Source organism: Paenibacillus sp. FSL R5-0475, from assembly GCF_038004585.1.
Lineage (GTDB): Bacteria > Bacillota > Bacilli > Paenibacillales > Paenibacillaceae > Paenibacillus_AQ.
On the sequence record NZ_JBBORK010000001.1, the window covers coordinates 5650350 to 5669391 of the forward strand.

The 19042-nt window shown below is 46.7% G+C and carries 17 protein-coding genes; all 17 read left to right on the forward strand.

The annotated features are described in order from the left end of the window. The first annotated feature begins 263 nt into the window (after positions 1 to 263). The 17 genes from MKX41_RS25395 to MKX41_RS25475 all read left to right on the forward strand — a co-directional run bounded on the left by MKX41_RS25395 (position 264) and on the right by MKX41_RS25475 (position 19030). On the forward strand, positions 264 to 1481 hold the full coding sequence (locus MKX41_RS25395; RefSeq protein WP_042193089.1) for an ATP phosphoribosyltransferase regulatory subunit: 1218 nt from the start codon (positions 264 to 266) through the stop codon (positions 1479 to 1481). A gap of 69 nt (positions 1482 to 1550) precedes the next feature. After that, entirely contained in the window at positions 1551 to 2189 is a 639-nt protein-coding gene (gene hisG, locus MKX41_RS25400) for an ATP phosphoribosyltransferase (RefSeq protein WP_042123270.1), read from the forward strand. A 36-nt stretch (positions 2190 to 2225) separates the two neighbouring features. After that, entirely contained in the window at positions 2226 to 3536 is a 1311-nt protein-coding gene (gene hisD / locus MKX41_RS25405) for a histidinol dehydrogenase (RefSeq protein WP_340973644.1), read from the forward strand. After that, positions 3523 to 4131, forward strand: a complete 609-nt coding sequence (gene hisB / locus MKX41_RS25410) for an imidazoleglycerol-phosphate dehydratase HisB (protein ID WP_036687073.1) — start codon at positions 3523 to 3525, stop codon at positions 4129 to 4131. Before hisD ends, hisB begins: the two co-directional genes overlap by 14 nt. 1 nt (position 4132) lies before the next feature. Further along, positions 4133 to 4756, forward strand: a complete 624-nt coding sequence (hisH, locus tag MKX41_RS25415) for an imidazole glycerol phosphate synthase subunit HisH (protein ID WP_339268140.1) — start codon at positions 4133 to 4135, stop codon at positions 4754 to 4756. Between the two features lie 42 nt (positions 4757 to 4798). Continuing rightward, a complete protein-coding gene (hisA, locus tag MKX41_RS25420) occupies positions 4799 to 5536 on the forward strand; it encodes a 1-(5-phosphoribosyl)-5-[(5-phosphoribosylamino)methylideneamino]imidazole-4-carboxamide isomerase (protein ID WP_076286827.1) in 738 nt (245 codons plus the stop codon). 759 nt (positions 5537 to 6295) lie between these two features. After that, complete coding sequence (gene hisF, locus MKX41_RS25425; RefSeq protein ID WP_042123282.1) at positions 6296 to 7054, forward strand: imidazole glycerol phosphate synthase subunit HisF; 759 nt, start codon at positions 6296 to 6298, stop codon at positions 7052 to 7054. Further along, complete coding sequence (gene hisIE, locus MKX41_RS25430; protein ID WP_340973647.1) at positions 7051 to 7767, forward strand: bifunctional phosphoribosyl-AMP cyclohydrolase/phosphoribosyl-ATP diphosphatase HisIE; 717 nt, start codon at positions 7051 to 7053, stop codon at positions 7765 to 7767. The genes hisF and hisIE overlap by 4 nt, the downstream gene beginning before the upstream one ends. 15 nt (positions 7768 to 7782) lie before the next feature. Further along, the gene (gene hisJ, locus MKX41_RS25435) at positions 7783 to 8610 is read left to right on the forward strand and encodes a histidinol-phosphatase HisJ (RefSeq protein WP_149647952.1); all 828 of its coding nucleotides are present in this window, start codon (positions 7783 to 7785) and stop codon (positions 8608 to 8610) included. A gap of 23 nt (positions 8611 to 8633) precedes the next feature. Then, entirely contained in the window at positions 8634 to 9584 is a 951-nt protein-coding gene (locus tag MKX41_RS25440; RefSeq protein ID WP_042123288.1) for a ribose-phosphate diphosphokinase, read from the forward strand. A 334-nt stretch (positions 9585 to 9918) separates the two neighbouring features. After that, positions 9919 to 11655 carry a tetratricopeptide repeat protein gene (locus MKX41_RS25445; RefSeq protein WP_340973650.1) on the forward strand — a complete coding sequence of 579 codons (1737 nt, stop codon included), beginning with the start codon at positions 9919 to 9921 and terminating at the stop codon, positions 11653 to 11655. Positions 11656 to 11695: 40 nt separating this feature from the next. Further along, positions 11696 to 12649 (forward strand): thioredoxin-disulfide reductase, encoded by a 954-nt coding sequence (gene trxB, locus MKX41_RS25450; protein WP_149647951.1) that lies wholly within the window; start codon positions 11696 to 11698, stop codon positions 12647 to 12649. A 309-nt stretch (positions 12650 to 12958) separates the two neighbouring features. Next, positions 12959 to 14386, forward strand: coding sequence for a glucuronate isomerase (uxaC, locus tag MKX41_RS25455; protein WP_340973651.1), 1428 nt, complete (start codon positions 12959 to 12961; stop codon positions 14384 to 14386). A 57-nt stretch (positions 14387 to 14443) separates the two neighbouring features. Continuing rightward, on the forward strand, positions 14444 to 15442 hold the full coding sequence (locus tag MKX41_RS25460; protein ID WP_340973653.1) for a LacI family DNA-binding transcriptional regulator: 999 nt from the start codon (positions 14444 to 14446) through the stop codon (positions 15440 to 15442). Between the two features lie 162 nt (positions 15443 to 15604). Next, a complete protein-coding gene (locus MKX41_RS25465) occupies positions 15605 to 17074 on the forward strand; it encodes a tagaturonate reductase (RefSeq protein ID WP_340973654.1) in 1470 nt (489 codons plus the stop codon). Positions 17075 to 17108: 34 nt separating this feature from the next. Continuing rightward, entirely contained in the window at positions 17109 to 18599 is a 1491-nt protein-coding gene (locus MKX41_RS25470; protein WP_340975077.1) for a UxaA family hydrolase, read from the forward strand. Between the two features lie 203 nt (positions 18600 to 18802). After that, entirely contained in the window at positions 18803 to 19030 is a 228-nt protein-coding gene (locus MKX41_RS25475; protein ID WP_042184022.1) for a DUF1858 domain-containing protein, read from the forward strand. The last annotated feature ends 12 nt before the right edge of the window (positions 19031 to 19042 follow it).

Here is a 19042-nt window from a genome sequence, read left to right on the forward strand (position 1 = left end):
GAGGCAAAATAAAGGGATTCCCAAGTATTGGTTCGAAGTACATAAGTGTTTGATTTAGATTTTCTTTGTGAACAATTCAAACTAGGTAGACAAGCTTTAAGCATACAAGCATTAGAATTGATGTCATAGCTTTACCCCGTTAGATTGACGAAAAAGCAGTGACCATGATACGATATTGAAAATACTTTAATTTGCTACCACTTTACCATAGTAAAGTAAATATAAACAGTATCTAATGATAACTGACGAGGTGAACAATGAAGATGTCCAAACCAAAGGGATTTGAGAAGCCGTCTGGCGTTCGGGACTATCTGCCCCGGGCCGTAACGAAACTACGTAAAATTGAGAATGATGTACTGCATTGCATGAGTCGCTGGGGTTATCAGCAAATGATGACTCCGACGCTAGAATATTACGATACAGTTGGCGTGGCTAGCTCTACGTCCGACCAAAAGCTTTATAAATTGCTCAACAATCGTGGTCAGGCGCTAGTGCTTCGTTCTGAAATGACAGCTCCGGTTGCCCGTGTTGTGGCATCTTTATTAAAGGATGAGCCATTGCCATTGCGGTTGTCCTATCACGCTAATGTTTTCCGTGCTATTGAGGAAGAAGCAGGGCGGGAAGCAGAGTTTTTTCAGACAGGGGTCGAGCTGGTAGGTGACGATTCACCTGAGGCGGATGCTGAAGTAGTGGCGCTCGCAATTTCATCTTTGCAGGCTGCAGGTGTGAAGTCTTTTAAAATCGCGATGGGGCATGTAGGCTTTCTGAATGGTTTATTTCAAGAGGCACTTCCACAATTGCCTGAGGCTCAGGAGGAGCTCAAAAGCCATTTGCTGGGCCGTGACTACGTCTCTTTTCGGGAGACCTTACGCCGGCTGGATCTGACGGAAGCTCAGAAGAATGAACTGGATGGACTGTTACGTTTGCGTGGAGGCAAGGAGATTTGTGGACAGGCGCTGGAGCTTAGCGATCATCCGCTTGCCCGTCATTCGATAGATCATTTATGCAAGGTGTGGGAGGTACTGGTCTCTTACGGCGTATCACAGCATGTGCTGATCGATCTGACGATGATCGGGGACTTCTCTTATTATACAGGGATGACTTTCGAAGGCTATGCAGCGGAATTAGGGTTTCCGGTATGTAGTGGAGGCAGATATGATAATCTCCTTCAGCAGTTTGGACGTCCGATCCCTTCTACAGGTTTTTCTTTAAAAACGAATCGTATTCTCGATGGTGTGGCTGGATCGAGCGAAGAGGAAGAGCTGCCTATCTTGATCCAATATGATGCTACTCGCAGAAAAGAAGGTCTGGAAGAGGCAACACGCTTACGGTCGGAAGGGCACGCAGTAGTGACTAGACTAGCAGCAGGTCCAGAAGAGCTTGAAACGGTGAAGCGTCTAGATACGGATACGATCGAAGCAGATGGTATGCGGTACGGCGAAATCTATACCTTTGTATCTTTTGTAAGTGAACATGGCTGAGATATCGCTAGCAAGAATGAGCGGTTAAGATAAATTTTGTATGGAAATGGAAAAGGAGGCAACTTAACGATGGCACAGATTTTGAAGGTCGCTATGCCAAAAGGTCGGATTTATGAAAAGGCTGCTGAGCTGTTCCGCCAGGCAGGTCTCCCGATTCCACCGGATGGTGAGGCATCCCGCAAGCTTGTTATTCCGCTGCCTGAGGCAGGCATGGAGTTTATATTAGCTAAACCAGTAGATGTACCTACATATGTAGAATATGGTGTGGCCGACATTGGAATCGTGGGCAAGGACGTATTGCTGGAGGAAGATCGTGATGTATATGAGCTGCTTGATCTTGGCATCGCTCGATGCCGGATGTCGATCATTGGATTGCCGAACTGGCAGCCGGGGATTCAGCAGCGTGTAGCGACGAAATATCCGAATGTGGCTTCAAAATATTTTCGGGAGCAGGGACAGCAGGTTGAAGTCGTGAAGCTGAATGGTTCAATTGAGCTTGCGCCGCTGATTGGTCTCGCTGATCGTATCGTGGATATGGTAGAGACGGGCCAAACACTGCGGGATAACGGATTAATTGAAATGAAGAGCATATTCGAAATTACGAGCCGCCTTGTGGCGAATCGTGTGAGCTATCGGATGAAAAATGAAGAGATACAGCAGCTGTGTGACCGACTACAGGCGGTTATAGGGGAACCAAATTTGCGGTAGGTGACAGATGTTAAGGGGTAAAGGGAGGAACCGGCGATGAAGGTTGTATCGAGCAAGGATTTTAAGCTAGAGCGAGAAGTCGAGTATGGAACGCCAGAGCAAAATCAGGCGGTAAAGGAAATTGTATTCGCGATTAAAAAAGAAGGAGACACGGCGCTTCTTCGCTACACGGAGCAATTTGATCGGGTCACGCTCACGCCGAATCAGCTGCGGGTAACGCCGGAAGAGCTTCAGGCGGCGTATGGCCGGGTAGAAGAATCTTTCGTATCCGCTATTCAAGCGGCTGCAGCAAATATCCGGGCTTTTCATGCTAGACAGAAACGGAATTCGTGGATGGATCTTCAGCCCGATGGCACTATTCTGGGACAGATTATTCGTCCGCTGAAGCGGGTAGGGGTATATGTTCCTGGTGGTAAGGCAGCTTATCCTTCCTCGGTGCTGATGAACGTGATCCCTGCACAGATCGCAGGCGTGCCGGAGATCGTTATGGTAACCCCGCCATCCACCGGCGGCAAAGAAGGGATTGATCCTTACATCCTGGTTGCTGCTGCAGAAGCAGGGGTGAATGAAATCTACCGTGTGGGCGGAGCGCAGGCGGTAGCTGCTTTGGCTTTTGGGACGGAGAGCATAGCGCCGGTAGATAAGATATGTGGGCCCGGCAATATATACGTTGCGCTGGCGAAACGCGAGGTATATGGTGCCGTGGACATCGACAGTATCGCGGGACCAAGCGAAATTGTCGTGCTCGCAGATGAGACCGCTGAGCCGGCCTATGTCGCAGCGGATCTGCTCTCGCAGGCCGAGCATGACGAGATGGCCTCAGCGATTCTAGTCACGCCATCGCAGAGCTTGGCGGATAGCGTGGCTACTGAAGTGGAGCGTCAGCTACAGGAGCTGCCGCGACAGGCGATCGCCCGTTCATCCGTAGAAAATTACGGGGCGATCATTGTTGTGGAATCTATGGAGGAGGGAATCTCCGTAGTGAATCGGTTGGCACCTGAGCATCTAGAGATTGTTGTCGAGGATCCAATGGGCCTTGTGGGCAGCATCGAGAATGCTGGGGCGATCTTCCTGGGAGCGTATAGCTCGGAGCCTGTGGGCGACTATTTTGCCGGACCGAATCATATTATCCCGACCAATGGTACGGCACGCTTCTCGTCGCCAGTGGATGTGGATGATTTTATAAAGAAATCAAGTCTGATCTATTACAGTAAAGAAGCCCTCCTGCGGGATGGAAAGACCATTATAGAGCTGGCGCGTCGCGAAGGGTTAGAAGGCCACGCACGAGCCATTGAGATTCGACTCAAGAACGAAGGAAAAGGTGGAGACGGATATGGAGAACAATAATGAACAGGCCTTGCGCCAAGCAGGATTAAGCCGTAAAACAAACGAGACGGATATCAAGCTGTCTCTTAACGTAGATGGAAGTGGAGTTTCCGAGCTGGAGACGGATGTTCCTTTTCTGAATCATATGCTGGACCTATTTACGAAGCACGGCCAGTTTGACCTGTCAGTACAGGCGCGAGGAGATATCGAAATTGATGATCACCACACGGTTGAAGACATCGGGATCTGCCTAGGTCAAGCGCTGCACGAAGCACTGGGTGATAAAAAGGGAATCAAACGTTATGCGAGTGTTTTTGTACCGATGGATGAGGCGTTGGCGCAGGTTGTGATCGATATCAGCAATCGCCCACACTTTGAATATCGCGCAACGTATCCTTCACAGCAGGTGGGCAGCTTTTCGACGGAGCTTGTTCAGGAATTCTTATGGAAGTTCGCGCTGGAAGCACGGATTACGCTGCATGTGATCGTACACTACGGTTCTAACACACATCACATGATTGAGGCTGTATTCAAGGCGCTCGGACGGGCACTCGATGAAGCGACACTGATTGATCCACGTGTGAAGGGTGTGCCTTCTACGAAGGGAGTGCTGTAGCATGACTGTTGCAATCGTCGATTATGGCATGGGCAACCTGCACAGTGTGAGCAAGGCGGTAGAACGTCTCGGTTATGAGTGTGTAGTGACGGGGGAAGCCGAGCAAATTCTCGCTGCTGATAGTGTCATTCTGCCTGGTGTCGGTGCATTTGGCGATGCGATGGAGCAGCTGCGGGAAAGTGGTTTGGATCGTGTGGTCAAACAGGTAGCTGCCGGAACCCAGCCGCTGCTAGGAATCTGTCTTGGTATGCAACTACTGTTTAGCAGCAGTGAAGAGCATGGCAGCCATGAGGGACTTGATATTCTCTCAGGCTCGGTGGTGCGTTTCGCTCCTAGAGATGGCTATAAAGTGCCGCATATGGGTTGGAACAAGCTGAGCTTTAGGCAGCCGCAAAGTCCGCTTTTTGCAGATCTTGATGAGGGTCATGTGTACTTTGTGCACTCTTATCATGCGCTTGTAGCGAATGAGAGTGATCTGCTGGCTGTCACCGATTATGGTTACCCAGTCACAGCTATTGTGGGGCAAGATAATGTATTCGGCATGCAGTTTCATCCTGAAAAAAGTGGGGAGCTGGGAATCAAGCTGCTGGGCAATTTTTTGAAATTAAAGGGAGAGCGGGCGTAAGCCACGCTATAAATATAATGTAACGAAAGTGGGGAGCGCCAAATGTCTTCTTTTATTGTATATCCGGCGATTGATATCCGGGATGGAAAATGTGTCAGGCTGCAGCAGGGGGATTACAGTCAGGAAACGATATACAATGATAGCCCACTGGAGGTGGCAAAATCATGGGAAGAGCAGGGCGGAAAGTTCATTCATTTGGTGGACTTAGATGGCGCGAAAGCAGGTCATCCTGTGAATGATGCGATTATCGGCGCTATTGCTGCTAATGCTAATGTGCCTGTTCAGGTGGGCGGTGGCCTTCGTAATCTTGCGGACGTGGAAAAATTGCTTGGGCTTGGTGTTAGTCGGGTTATTATCGGAACTGCTGCGATTAACGATCATGCTTTTACTGAAGCGGTATTGGCTAAATACGGTGATAAAGTAGCTATCGGCATTGATGCGCGCAACGGTTATGTTGCGACACATGGCTGGTTGAACACCTCTGAGGTACGTGCTGAGGATCTGGCTAAGGAATTGGCTGCAAAAGGAGCTGAGACGTTCATTTACACCGACATCTCCCGCGACGGGATGATGCAGGGTCCGAACGTGGAGGGCATTGTGTCCATGGCGAAGGTCAGCGGTAAAACGGTGATCGCCTCCGGCGGAGTCACCAGTCTTGATGATCTGTTACGTCTGAACGTACACAGCGGCAGCGGTGTGGGCGGAGCTATTGTTGGCAAGGCGTTGTACACGGGCAATATTGATCTTTCCAAAGCTTTGCAGGCGCTTGGGCAGAAGTAGTGCTGAGTATGTGCGTTAGTTGACGAACCTGACTAATTAACTCGTTCTTACTCTGTGAAAAGTCTCATTTAGGGGTGCTGGTTGCATTTTGTGCAATAGAAAGCTGCTTAAAGAAGCTGAATGCTTATCTGACTGCACTTTGTACAATCCAAACAGTTCAAAGCTCTTATTTTTGTGGATTTCTCAGGAATCTATTGCACGAAATGCAACAGACGGCACAATTAGATTGTTTGAGGTCGATTCTATTGTACAGAATGCAATAGAACGTTGAACTAGGCTAATAAGCTACTAAGCTATTGAGCGACTAAGTTGGTTTCAGCTAAAGCCTGATGTGGAATCTGCTGCAATAAGTTAATTAAGCGGCAGGTTGGGCATTATTCCTCTGATAGTATAAGTGTACTTCATACAACTATTGTTCCAATTCAGAATCCTTTAGCTAATTTAATTGTATTTCGTGCAGCTATATATGAGAGTTGAGCTTATATCTAAGTTCATTCCCAGATTTAATTGTACAAAATGCAGTTAAACACCTAGTTTTCTGGACGGACGGTGAAATAACTGCATATTGTGCAATTAAATGAACCGATTATATCATGAGAGCCCACATATCGCCTATATGAATGTGGTCTTGCGGTTGTCGCGAGCCCGTCGTCCTGCTAGGAGTAAGAATCGTGGGAACAAAGTGATTATAGAGTGAGTGGAGCGGGATTTAGGGGGATCAAAATGTTTTAGGGAAACACATGGAAAGGGGGATTAATAATGTTAGCAAAACGTATCATCCCCTGTCTTGACGTTAAGGACGGACGGGTAGTCAAAGGCGTTAACTTTGTGAATCTGCGTGATGCCGGAGATCCGGTAGAGCTGGCAGCGCTGTATGACCGTGAGGGTGCAGATGAGCTTGTGTTTCTCGATATATCGGCTTCCGTAGAAGGCCGGGCGACCATGATTGAGGTTGTGCGGCAGACCGCAGGTGAAATCGCCATTCCTTTTACAGTGGGTGGAGGGATCTCTACACCTGATGATATGAAGCGGATTCTTCGTGCAGGCGCAGACAAAATCGGCATTAATACGGCTGCTATCACTAACCCACAGTTAATTCTGGAAGGTGCACGCCGTTTTGGTTCTCAATGTATTGTGGTAGCAATAGATGCTAAATATAACGAGGCATTTGGTGAATGGGAAGTGTATACACATGGTGGTCGCAAGCCCACTGGTATCCGTGCTCTGACCTGGGCCAAGGAAGCTGAAAAGCTGGGTGCAGGCGAGATTTTGCTCACAAGTATGGATGCAGATGGGACGAAAGATGGCTTCGACCTGAAGCTGACCTCAGCAGTAAGCGATTTACTTAGTATTCCTGTGATTGCTTCTGGCGGCGCTGGAAAGAAGGAGCATTTTTACGATGTATTTACGGAAGGGAAAGCCGATGCGGGACTGGCGGCGACCATTTTTCACTATAAAGAGATTGCCATTAACGACTTAAAGGCTGACTTGAAGCAAAAAGGGGTAGAGATCCGATGAGCGAAACAGAAAAGAATACATCCATTAGCCAAAAAGAAGCGCTGGCCGGCATTCGCTGGAATGAAGCGGGGTTGGTGCCTACCGTTGTGCAGGATGCTAACACACTAGAAGTTTTGATGGTTGCTTATATGAATTCGGAATCGTTGCAGCTCTCGTTGGAAAGTGGCCAGACCTGGTTCTGGAGCCGCTCACGCAGCGAGCTTTGGCACAAAGGTGGAACCTCAGGCAATACACAAGCGATTACTTCCATATCCTATGATTGTGATAGTGATACACTGCTCGTGAAGGTTGTCCCTGAAGGACCAGCTTGCCATACTGGAGCTACGTCATGCTTTTTCCGTGACATTCCTTTGAATAACCAAGCCGAGGAATCTCAGAAATCGTTAGCTACTAGCCTTACGGATGGTGAGCGTTTTGCTGTTCTTGGTGAGCTGGAGCGCGTGATTGCTGAGCGGGAAGTAGAGCGTCCGGAAGGCGCGTATACAACTTATTTGTTCGATAAAGGTGTCGATAAGATCCTTAAGAAGGTAGGCGAAGAAGCCTCTGAAACGATTATTGCCGCCAAAAATAAAGATAATGCCGAGCTGCGTCTTGAAGTTAGTGATCTGATCTATCACTTACTAGTACTGCTACAGGAGCGCAAGCTTCCGCTGGATGAAATCATGGAAGAGTTGAGTACCCGCCACGAGCGCCCACGCCGGGACCAGTACTAGGGAGGGAACTGACGGATGCATATCGATTACCACACGCATCATGAGCGCTGCGGTCATGCCGTGGGCAAACTTGAGGAGTATGTGCAGCGTGGGATACAGCTTGGTCTTCAGCAGCTAGGGTTATCCGACCACTTGCCGCTCATCCATGTTGATCCCGCTAGCTATTACCCTGAAATGGCCATGCCAATGGCTGAACTGCCTCGTTATGTGGAGGAATGCCTGACGCTGAAGGAACGCTACCGCGGAGTCATAGACCTGCGGGTAGGGCTGGAAGCAGATTATATTGAAGGTTACGAGGATCAAATTCGTGAGATTTTATCTCCTTACCCATGGGATTATCTGATAGGCTCTGTGCATTTCCTCGGGGAGTGGGATATCACAGATTATCGACAGGTTGATGGCTGGGAAGGCAAGGATGAACTAGAGGTATATCGCCTTTATTATGATGCTGTAAAGAAGTCGGCGTTATCAGGATTATATGATATTATAGGACATATGGATGTTATTAAACGGTTCGGCTATGGTCCTCAGACACCAGAAGGTAAAGCAGAGGTGAGAATGCTGGAGCTGGAAACCTTAAAGGTTATAGCGGATAGCGGAATCGCCATGGAGCTGAATGCTTCAGGACTTACCAAGCCATGTGCTGAGATGTTCCCGGCGGAACATCTGCTACAGGAGGCTTTTAAGCTCGGTATACCGCTTACGCTCGGCTCGGATGCACATGACCCTGCCAAGCTTGGTGACGGCTTGCAAGAGGCACGTAGCATGCTTTGGCACACAGGCTTCCGTGAGCTGGCTGTATTTGAGGGACGCCGTCGTACCACTGTTCCGTTCAAACTATAATTTATAATCCGCAGGAGGGTATTATGCATCATCAACAATTACGTATTTTTTCCGGTTCGTCGAATCCAAAGCTGGCGGCAGATATTGCAGAGCGACTTGGTGTTGAATTGGGGCAGATTAAGCTGACCCGTTTCATGAGCGGCGAGATTTACGTGCATTACGAAGAGAGCATCCGGAACTGCGACGTATTTTTGGTGCAATCCCTATCCCATCCCATTAATGAGATGTTCGTGGAACTGCTCGTGATGATAGATGCTGCTAAACGGGCATCAGCACGTACAGTTAACATTATTGTGCCGTATTATGGATACGCTCGACAGGAACGTAAGTCTGCTCCTCGTGAACCGATCTCGGCTAAGATGGTAGCTGATGTACTTACGACCGCGGGCGCAACCCGTGTAATCACTATCGATTTGCATGCAGCGGCAATTCAAGGCTTTTTCAACATTCCGGTCGATCATTTGACTGCTCTCGATTTGATCAGCAGCCATTTGAAGGCCAAGGCTATGTCTGATTTGGTCATTGTTTCTCCGGATGCCGGACGTGCATCTATGGCTGAGAAGCTGGCAAATAAGCTGGATTCACCCTTTGCCATTATGATCAAGAAGCGTCCAGCCCATAATGAATCTGTAATCACTCATGTCATTGGTGATGTCGAGGGACGTACACCGATTATTATCGAGGACCTTATTGATACAGGGACTACCATCGTGAATGTGGTTGAGGGTCTGAAAGAGAGAGGTGCGAAGGACAGTATCGTCTGTGCAACGCATGGATTGTTCTCAGGACCTGCGCTGCAGCGGCTTGACCATCCCTCTGTTCAGGAAGTGGTCATTACGGACTCTATTGCGCTGCCAGATGATCATTCAAGTCGGTTTACGGTCTTATCGGTGGCACCGATGCTTGCACAAGCTACACGTATTATTCTTGAGGGCGGTTCGATCGATAAGCTTTTCAGAGACGCGGGAATTTAATTCCCCGTCTTTTTTTAAATATAAGAAAGTATAAGTTTCACACCATACTTTATGTCTTATATTTCTCGCATATACGCTTACCGTCCTTATAAGGACGCTGAAGGCGTTTATGCTTGTTTTTACGTGAAAAAGTTGCTGTTTGTGGAGTGGTAGAGTCTTTCTCAACTTGAGAATCTCGCGGTCACATGTGGTATACTGTGTGAAGATAGCCGCACCCATAAAGGGAACGGAATAGCGATTAAGTTTGGAGCTCCGGTATACCCCATTGGGCGCCGTCCTCCTATTTTTTCGTTAGTATAAAAGGAAGCTTCTTATAAGGGGGTGCCTTGCTTCCATGATGGAGAGAACTTCAGAGTATGAGGAGAATGGTAATGTTATTCCTGTCACTCTGAATGCCAATTTTTTCTTTGAAAGAGCCGTTCGGTCCTTGGATCGCTTTCAATATGATAAGGCATTAAAGAATTTTCGCAAAGCTGTAGAGTACGAACCGGAGAACCCGGTAAATCATTGTAACGTAGCAGGCGTATTATCAGAGATGGGTAATTATGAGGCGTCTAACGACATTTTGACCCATGTGCTGGAGAATATTGATCCTGGAATGACGGAATGTTATTTCTATATGGCTAACAACTTCGCCAATATGGAAAGCTATGAGGAGGCAGAACGCTCACTTGTTACTTATCTCGAAGAAGATGTGAACGGTGAATTTCTGGCCGAATCGGAAGAGTTGATGGAACTTCTGCAATATGAGCTCGATCGTCCTGCACCACTTATCCGGATTAGAAGCCGGGAAGGGGTAATAGAGCATGAGCGGGCCCGAGCGCTGTTGGAGAAAGGCAAGTTTACACAAGCCGTAACTTTGCTTGAAGAGATTGTGAGCAATACGCCAGACTTCTTGGCGGCGCATAACAACCTAGCCCTTGCGTATTTCTATATGGGTCGTTTTACCAAAGCCAAAGAATGCATTATGCGGGTGCTTGAACAGGACTCTGGGAATTTGCACGCACTTTGTAACTTGGCGATCTTTTTGCAGTATGAAGGTGACCGCGGGCAACTGGCTGGATTATTACGTCTGCTAGAGACGACTATTCCTTTTCACCAGGAGCATTTATTCAAGATGGCCACTACGATGGGGATTCTGGGACGGCATAGAACCGCCTATGGTCATTTTCGGCGCCTGCTGAAAGATGAGGAAGTCGGCGGTGACGCCAGTTTGTACCATTACTGTGCGGCAGCAGCAAGTAATAGCGGTCTCTATGCAGAGGCTCAGCGTTGCTGGCAAAAAGCTGCTAAGCTGGATCCGGAATCGGCTGTGCCGAGATTTTTTCTGGCCCAACTGCAGCAAGCGCAGGGGGAAGGCAAGGCGTTGTCTCCAATCAGTTACAACTATCAGCTCCCCTTTCAAGAGCAGCTGAAGCTGTGGAAAGACAACAAAGGCAGTTTTGCTGAAGAGGTGCGGAACAATCCACTGCTTCGGTCTTCCTTCTTCTGGGCACTTCGCTACGGTGATGCCAATACGAAGCTTCAGGTTACGGAAGCTCTGCGCTGGATTGAGGATGAAGAAATGTCCGAGATTCTACAAGGACTTCTGAAACAACAGCCATTGCAGGAAGAAAAGCTGCAGGAAGCTGCGCTTCTGAGCCTGCAGCGACTGATTGGTAGTGTTCCGGAGGAAAATGTACTTCAGGAAGCCAAAGAAACTTCTAATGCGCGTCTGAAGGGATTGCCAGAATGGAGAGAAGATTGGCAAAAAGTCATCGACCAGACGGTAAGTATGATGGACCGGAGATTTGATGCCGTTCAGAAAAAAGATGCTGAATTACTTTGGAAGCAATTCGTGAGTAGCATATATCCAGATGTTCCTTTTATCCGTCAAACGGAAGGCTGGTGTGCTGCCTTGGAATATCTGATCGCAAAAATGCATAACCTTCCAGTCACCTACCGCGAGGTAGCTCAGCGTTATGACGTATCCGTGTCGATGGTCAGTCGTTATGCTCGGCGTATCGATGATGAATGTAGTTTTCAGGGAAGTGTGAGCGACAGTCTTCCCCCGTTTACTGAAAATATCTAAATTCTTGATGCATAAACCCTATTGTGAGGAGGCCACTGTTATGTACAAAACGATTGTAATCGGAACAGGCCCGGCCGGGCTTACTGCTGCTATTTATTTGGCACGTGCCAACCTTAACCCACTTGTAATTGAAGGGATGCAGCCAGGTGGACAACTGACAACGACAACGGAAGTGGAGAACTTTCCAGGTTTTCCCGAAGGGATTCTCGGCCCGGATTTAATGGACAACATGCGGAAGCAGGCTGAACGTTTTGGTGCTGAATTCAAGAATGGTTGGGTGGATTCAGTGGATTTTTCACAGCGTCCATTTAAAGTTACAGTAGATGGTTTGGGTGTATTAGAAGCAGAGTCGGTAATTATCTCTACCGGTGCTTCTGCCAGATATTTAGGAATACCAGGGGAGCAGGAGAATGTGGGCCGTGGGGTCAGCACTTGCGCTACTTGTGATGGCTTCTTTTTCCGGAACAAGAAGATTATCGTGGTCGGTGGTGGAGACTCTGCGATGGAGGAAGCCAGCTTCTTAACAAGATTTGCTTCTAGCGTAACCGTGGTTCATCGTCGTGATGAGCTCAGAGCTTCAAAAATTATGCAGGACCGCGCACGCGATAACAGTAAGGTTGTGTGGGCACTTAACCGTACACCGCTTGAAGTAACAACCGGCGAGTCTGGAGTTAAGGGACTGACGGTTCGAAACAATGATACAGGGCTTGAAGAACTCATCGAAGCGGACGGCGTGTTTGTCGCTATTGGTCATACGCCGAATACCGGATTCTTGGGCGGTCAGATTACGACCGATACCAATGGTTATATTGTAGTAAATCCAGGTACTACCGAGACGAACATTCCGGGTGTATTCGCTTGCGGCGACGTACAGGATACCCGTTACCGTCAAGCGATCTCCGCAGCAGGGACTGGCTGTATGGCAGCAATGGACGCTGAGAAATATCTTGAGGGCACAATGGTACATGACTGGAGCGAAAACTTGGGTAGTTAATATAACTAAATTTAATCGGAATGAATTCAAGCAGGTGATCCTTATCTTAAAGGGGCGCCTGCTTTTTTTGTAGCAGGAAGCTGGGTGCTGTTAAAATAACTGTAACAATGTCTTTCGAAAAGGGCTTGCGCATTTTAAAAATACGTTTACAATAAGAGATAATGTTAACGTGAACAATTCGAACATATTTAGCAACCAAATTATTATAATTTAAAGAAATAAATAAGTTAAAATATCATAATCTGAAAAATGTTTACGTTAAACTAATCGTAACTTCCATTATGATTATAAAGGAGAGCAGCAAACCTCATGAGCAAAAAATTCATGGATGAGAACTTCCTGTTGTCGAGCGAGACAGCCATTAAGCTGTTTCATAATCATGCGAAAGATATGCCTATTATCGACTATCATTGCCACCTCAGTCCTCAAGAGATCTATGAGAACAAGACGTTCAACAATATTACCGAAGCTTGGCTGTATGGCGACCATTACAAATGGAGAGTGATGCGGGCAAATGGTGTAGAGGAGAAGTTCATTACTGGTGATGCTAGTGACTATGAAAAGTTCTTGGCATGGTCTAGAACCGTTCCTAGGATTATCGGGAATCCGCTCTATCATTGGACACATCTTGAGTTGCAGCGTTTCTTTGGAGTATATGATTTGCTAAATGAGGCTAATGCTCCGAAGATTTGGGATGAAGTGAACAGACAGTTGCAAGGTGAAGGATATGGAGCAAGAGATCTAATTGTTAAATCGAAAGTAACTGTTGTATGCACCACCGATGACCCAGTAGATTCTCTGGAATATCATGAAAAAATCAGTAGCTTGAGTGGATTCGATGCCAGCGTAGTTCCGGGGTTTCGTCCAGATAAAGCCCTTGAGATTAATCGTACTACCTTCAAGCCTTGGGTAGCTCAGCTAAGCGAAGTCTCAGGAATGGATGTTGAGAATTATGGTCAGTTTCTAGAAGCATTGGAGAGCAGAGTGAGATTCTTCCATGCCAGAGCGGGCCGTGTATCCGATCATGCTTTGGATGCAGTAATGTTTGAGCCTGCTACCTTGGAGGAAGCTGCGGCTATATTCAACAAAGCTCTTCGTGAAGGCGTTGTAAGTGAGAGTGAAGAAAAGAAATATAAAGGGTTCACATTAGTATTCCTTGGCAAATTGTACAACGAGCTGGATTGGGCGATGCAATTCCATATCCATGCGCTACGCAATAATAACAGCGTAATGTTCGGACGACTCGGCCCTGATACCGGCTATGATTCGATTAATGATGGCGTGATTGCTAAACCGCTGGCAGGTCTGCTAGATGCGCTGGACCGTGAGAATGCGCTGCCTAAGACCATTTTGTACTCACTGAACCCTAATGATAATCATGTCATTGCTGGTTTAATGGGCTGCTTCCAAGGGGGCGGTATTCCAGGGAAAATTCAATTCGGAACGGCATGGTGGTTCAATGACAATAAGGATGGCATGCTGGAACAGATGAAGACGCTCGCTAACCTCGGTGTGCTTAGCCAGTTTGTCGGGATGCTAACAGACTCCAGAAGTTTTTTATCATATACCAGACATGAGTATTTTAGAAGAATCCTATGTGATCTTGTAGGCTCTTGGGTAGAGAATGGAGAAGCTCCGGAGGATATGGAGCTACTGGGTAGTATGATTGAGAATATCTGTTACAATAACGCTGATCATTATTTCAATTTCTCGAAACAGGCATTGGTGACTAGGTAATCGTTATGATATCCTTACATGGAAGAGCCAAACCCGTTTGATAAGGAAGGTTGACCCATGGCACCTACAATCAAGGATATCGCCAAACTGGCGAATGTTTCACATACAACTGTATCAAGAGCACTTAACAACAGTCCCCTAATTAAAGAAGTTACACGTAAAAAAATTGCCGAGATCGCTGCGCAAGTGGGTTATGTCCCCAATTACAATGCCAAAAGCCTTGTGATGCAGCGGTCATACACCATTGGCTTGTTCTTCACGAGTATCGCCAACGGCACCACGTCTGGTTTCTTCTCTGATACGATTCGTGGTGTAAATAGTGTCATAGATGTAGAGTATAATCTGTTCATCCGTGGGATCGACGATTATGCGGAATATTCCTCTATTCATCACAAACGCTTTGATGGAATTATTCTAATGAGCCAGAGTGAAGCAGATAATAAATTCATTTACCATGTTGTCCAGCAAGGCATTCCAATCGTTGTGCTGAATCGGCAGATAGATGATCGCTCCATTATTAATATCATCTCGAATGACCGGGAAGGCGCTTATCATGCAGGCAAACACCTGATTGAGTCCGGGCATCAAGACATTGCGATCATTGAAGGTGTTGAGGGCTTTAAATCCACGCAGGAACGCAGAGACGGTTTTATAAAAGCTTTGATTGACCATAATATCCCTGTTCGTAACGATTATATGAGAAATGGTAATTACGATATGCAAAGTGGATATGAGGCGATGGGCAAGCTGCTAGATTTGGAAAAACCGCCGACGGCAGTATTTTGTTCCAATGACGATATGGCAATCGGGGCTATGAAAGCTGTGTTTGAGCGCGGGCTGCAGGTGCCGAACGATGTTTCTATTGTTGGTTTTGATGATATTGGATTTTCGCTCTTTGCGAATCCTTCGCTTACCACAGTTAAACGTCCTATTGAGAAGATCAGCGAGCAAGGAGCCCGCAAGCTGCTAAGCTTAATTAAAGAACCTTTGGAGAATGACGGGCTAACCTCCATTGATACGGAGTTTATTGCGAGAGAATCGGTTAGGAAACTGTAGAAGCAAAAAGCTGAGCATAGCAGCTTGATCCTTTCACTCGTAAAGGATTTTGAATTAAAATTTTCACGTGTGCATAAATTAATAAAATAATAATATAAACATTGTATTATAAAGTATATTTAATTAGTTTATCGTGTGCATTAATAATCAGGAGGCGTTTATATGAACAGATTAAATAGTGATAGTTGGAAAGCTTACAAGCAATATCCTGAGAAGGTTCTGCAATTTGGTGAAGGCAATTTCATGCGCGCTTTTGTAGATTGGCAGATTCATACCATGAATCAAAAAACGGATTTCAATGGTGGCGTGGTGGTTGTACAACCGCTGGGTAACGGACTTGCAGAAATGCTAAATGCTCAGAACGGTTTATATACGCTTTATCTCCAAGGAATCAAAGATGGAGCAGCGGTAAAAGAACATGAGGTCATCAACTGTATTACACGAACGCTTAATCCTTTTGCCCAGCATGAGGAGTATATGAAGCTTGCCGAGAATCCAGAGCTGCGCTTTATCGTGTCCAACACCACTGAGGCGGGAATTGCTTTTGAAGCGTGCGACAAGTTAACCGATGCTCCGCAGAGCAGTTTTCCAGGTAAACTGACGGCCTTATTGTATAAGCGTTTTGAATTTTTTAACGGTGATGCTTCTAAAGGTTTTATCATCATTCCGTGCGAGCTGATTGACCGAAATGGGGATGAGCTTAAGAAGGTTATTTTGAAATATGCTGACCTGTGGAATCTTGGAGAGGGCTTTGTAAACTGGCTGAATGAAGCCAACACCTTCTGCTGTAGTTTGGTAGATCGCATCGTTCCCGGATATCCAAGAGACACCATCGCTGAGATTACGGAAGAGTTGGGCTATGAGGATAAGCTGGTCGTTGTCGGCGAGCAGTTCCATCTATGGGTAATTGAAGGGCCGCAGTGGATGAAAGAGGAGTTCCCGGCTGAAGTAGCGGGTCTTAATGTGGTCGTGGTAGATGATATGACCCCTTACCGGACGCGTAAAGTGAGAATTCTAAACGGAGCTCATACCGCATTGACACCAGTAGCGTATTTGTACGGCATTGATACGGTTGCCGAGGCCATTGAGCACGAAGAGGTTGGGGCGTACGTGAAGTCCTTAATCTACGATGAGATCATTCCGACGCTGGATCTGCCGGTAGAGGAATTGAATTCTTTTGCAGACGCGGTATTGGAAAGGTTCTTGAACCCTTATGTGCAGCATTACTTGATGAGCATCTCCCTTAATTCTATCTCGAAATTTAAGACAAGAGATCTGCCTTCTTTATTGCAATATGTAGAGTCCAAAGGACAATTGCCCGAGAAGCTTGTTTTCTCAATGAGTGCATTAATTACCTTCTATAAAGGACGTAGAGGGGAAGAAGAGATTCAGCTGGCGGATGATGCGGATATTTTGGAATGGTTCGCCTCCTTGTGGGGAGGATGGGATGGCACAGACACTGGGTTACGCGCACTGGCTGTCGAGGTATTAGCAGCGACAAATCGCTGGGGCTGTGACCTGAATGAAGTGGCTGGTCTTACTGACAAGGTGACAGAAGGGCTCATTGCGATTGAGAGAACAGGTATGAAGCAAGCGCTGCAAGCGTACGTGAAGAGACCTGCACACAACTAATACACAGGAGGTGGATAACGACATGATTAAGACTATGAAAGAGGTACTGCAGATCAACGAGGCTGATAACGTGGCAGTTGCACTTAAAGACTATCAAGCAGGCGACACCATTGTGATTGGTTCAAAAGAGATAAAAATTACGGAAGATATTGCTAGAGGTCATAAAATTGCACTAACCAGTATTAGCGAAGGCGAGAATGTATTGAAGTATGGTTATCCCATCGGTCATGCTAAAGCGCCTATCGTGCCGGGCCAGTGGGTGCATACCCATAATACGAAGACAAACCTAACAGGGGTTGAGGAATATACTTTTGAGCAGAAGCTGACCCCCAATCCTTTTAAAACGGAGAATTTGACCTTTAAGGGGTATCGTCGCTTTGACGGATCCGTAGGCATTCGTAATGAGCTGTGGATCGTCCCTACGGTTGGTTGTGTGAATGGAGTGGCGGAGCAGATCATCAATATTTTTAAGGCAGAGGTTGGGGATATTGCGCCGTTCGATAACGTGCTAGTACTTAAGCATAACTATGGTTGCTCCCAGCTGGGTGATGATCATGACAATACTCGTACAATACTTGCTAACGCGGTTAAGCATCCCAATGCAGGCGCCGTACTTGTGCTCGGACTAGGTTGTGAGAATAACAATTTGCATATTTTTAAAGACATGCTGGGTAGTTACGATGAGGATCGAGTGCGTTTTCTTGTCTCCCAAGAGGTTGGAAACGAGATTGAAGAAGGCGTAAAGCTGCTGAAGGAACTCTACAATAACGTACAGGGCGATCATCGGGAAGAAGTCGCACTCTCTGAGCTGAAGATTGGTCTGAAGTGTGGAGGCTCGGATGGCCTGTCCGGGATTACAGCGAATCCGCTTCTTGGACGTCTGTCTGACTATATGGCTGCCCAAGGCGGCACAACTGTACTCACTGAAGTACCTGAAATGTTTGGCGCCGAAAAGATTCTGATGGAACGTGCTGCAGACGAAGCTATTTTCCACAAAATTGTTGATCTCATCAATGACTTTAAGCAGTATTTCATGGACTATAAACAGCCGGTATATGAAAACCCTTCACCAGGCAATAAAGCCGGAGGGATTACTACGCTTGAGGATAAATCGCTGGGTTGCACTCAAAAATCCGGTAATTCTACGGTAATGGATGTACTCAAGTACGGAGAGCTTATCACTAACAAAGGCTTAAATCTTCTTAACGCGCCGGGCAATGACCTAGTGGCTTCGTCGGCTCTGGCTGCTGCTGGCTGCCAATTGGTGATCTTTACGACCGGACGGGGGACACCTTTTGGTACATTCGTGCCAACAATGAAGGTGTCTACCAATACCCCATTGTATGAAGGCAAACGTCACTGGATCGATTTTAATGCGGGTGTGTTGGTTGAAGATGGTTCTCCAGATGAGGTTCTGCGTGACTTCATTAACTACATTATCAGCGTGGCTAGCGGGGAATGGGTAAATAATGAGAAGAATAACTTCCGCGAGATTTCCATATTCAAAACAGGTGTAACGTTATAATAAATAATTTATTACGAATTAGACTGTCCCTTATGCTATTTAGCGTAGGGGGCAGTTTTTTTAATTTCACATTATACATAATCCATCTTTAAAAGAACAGTCATTGCTTTCTTCTAAATTTAGTGATTGCAATCACTATTGCCTTGTACGGCCTGTGCTAATCTGTTGTTGAGAATAGTTCTCATATAAAGGAGAAGAGTCCAATGGAAAAAATGCTGCGAATGGATGAGTCTATCTTCGAGATGGTATCCCGGCATCCAGAGGTCGTTGAGATTATGGTAGAGCTGGGCTTTAAGGACATTGCTAAGCCAGGTATGCTGCAGACCGCTGGCCGTTTCATGACCTTATCCAAAGGAATCAAGCTGAAGAAAATGGATCTCAACACCGTGAAGTTAGCATTTGAACGACATGGCTTCGAGATTATGAAATAAAGGAATCTATCA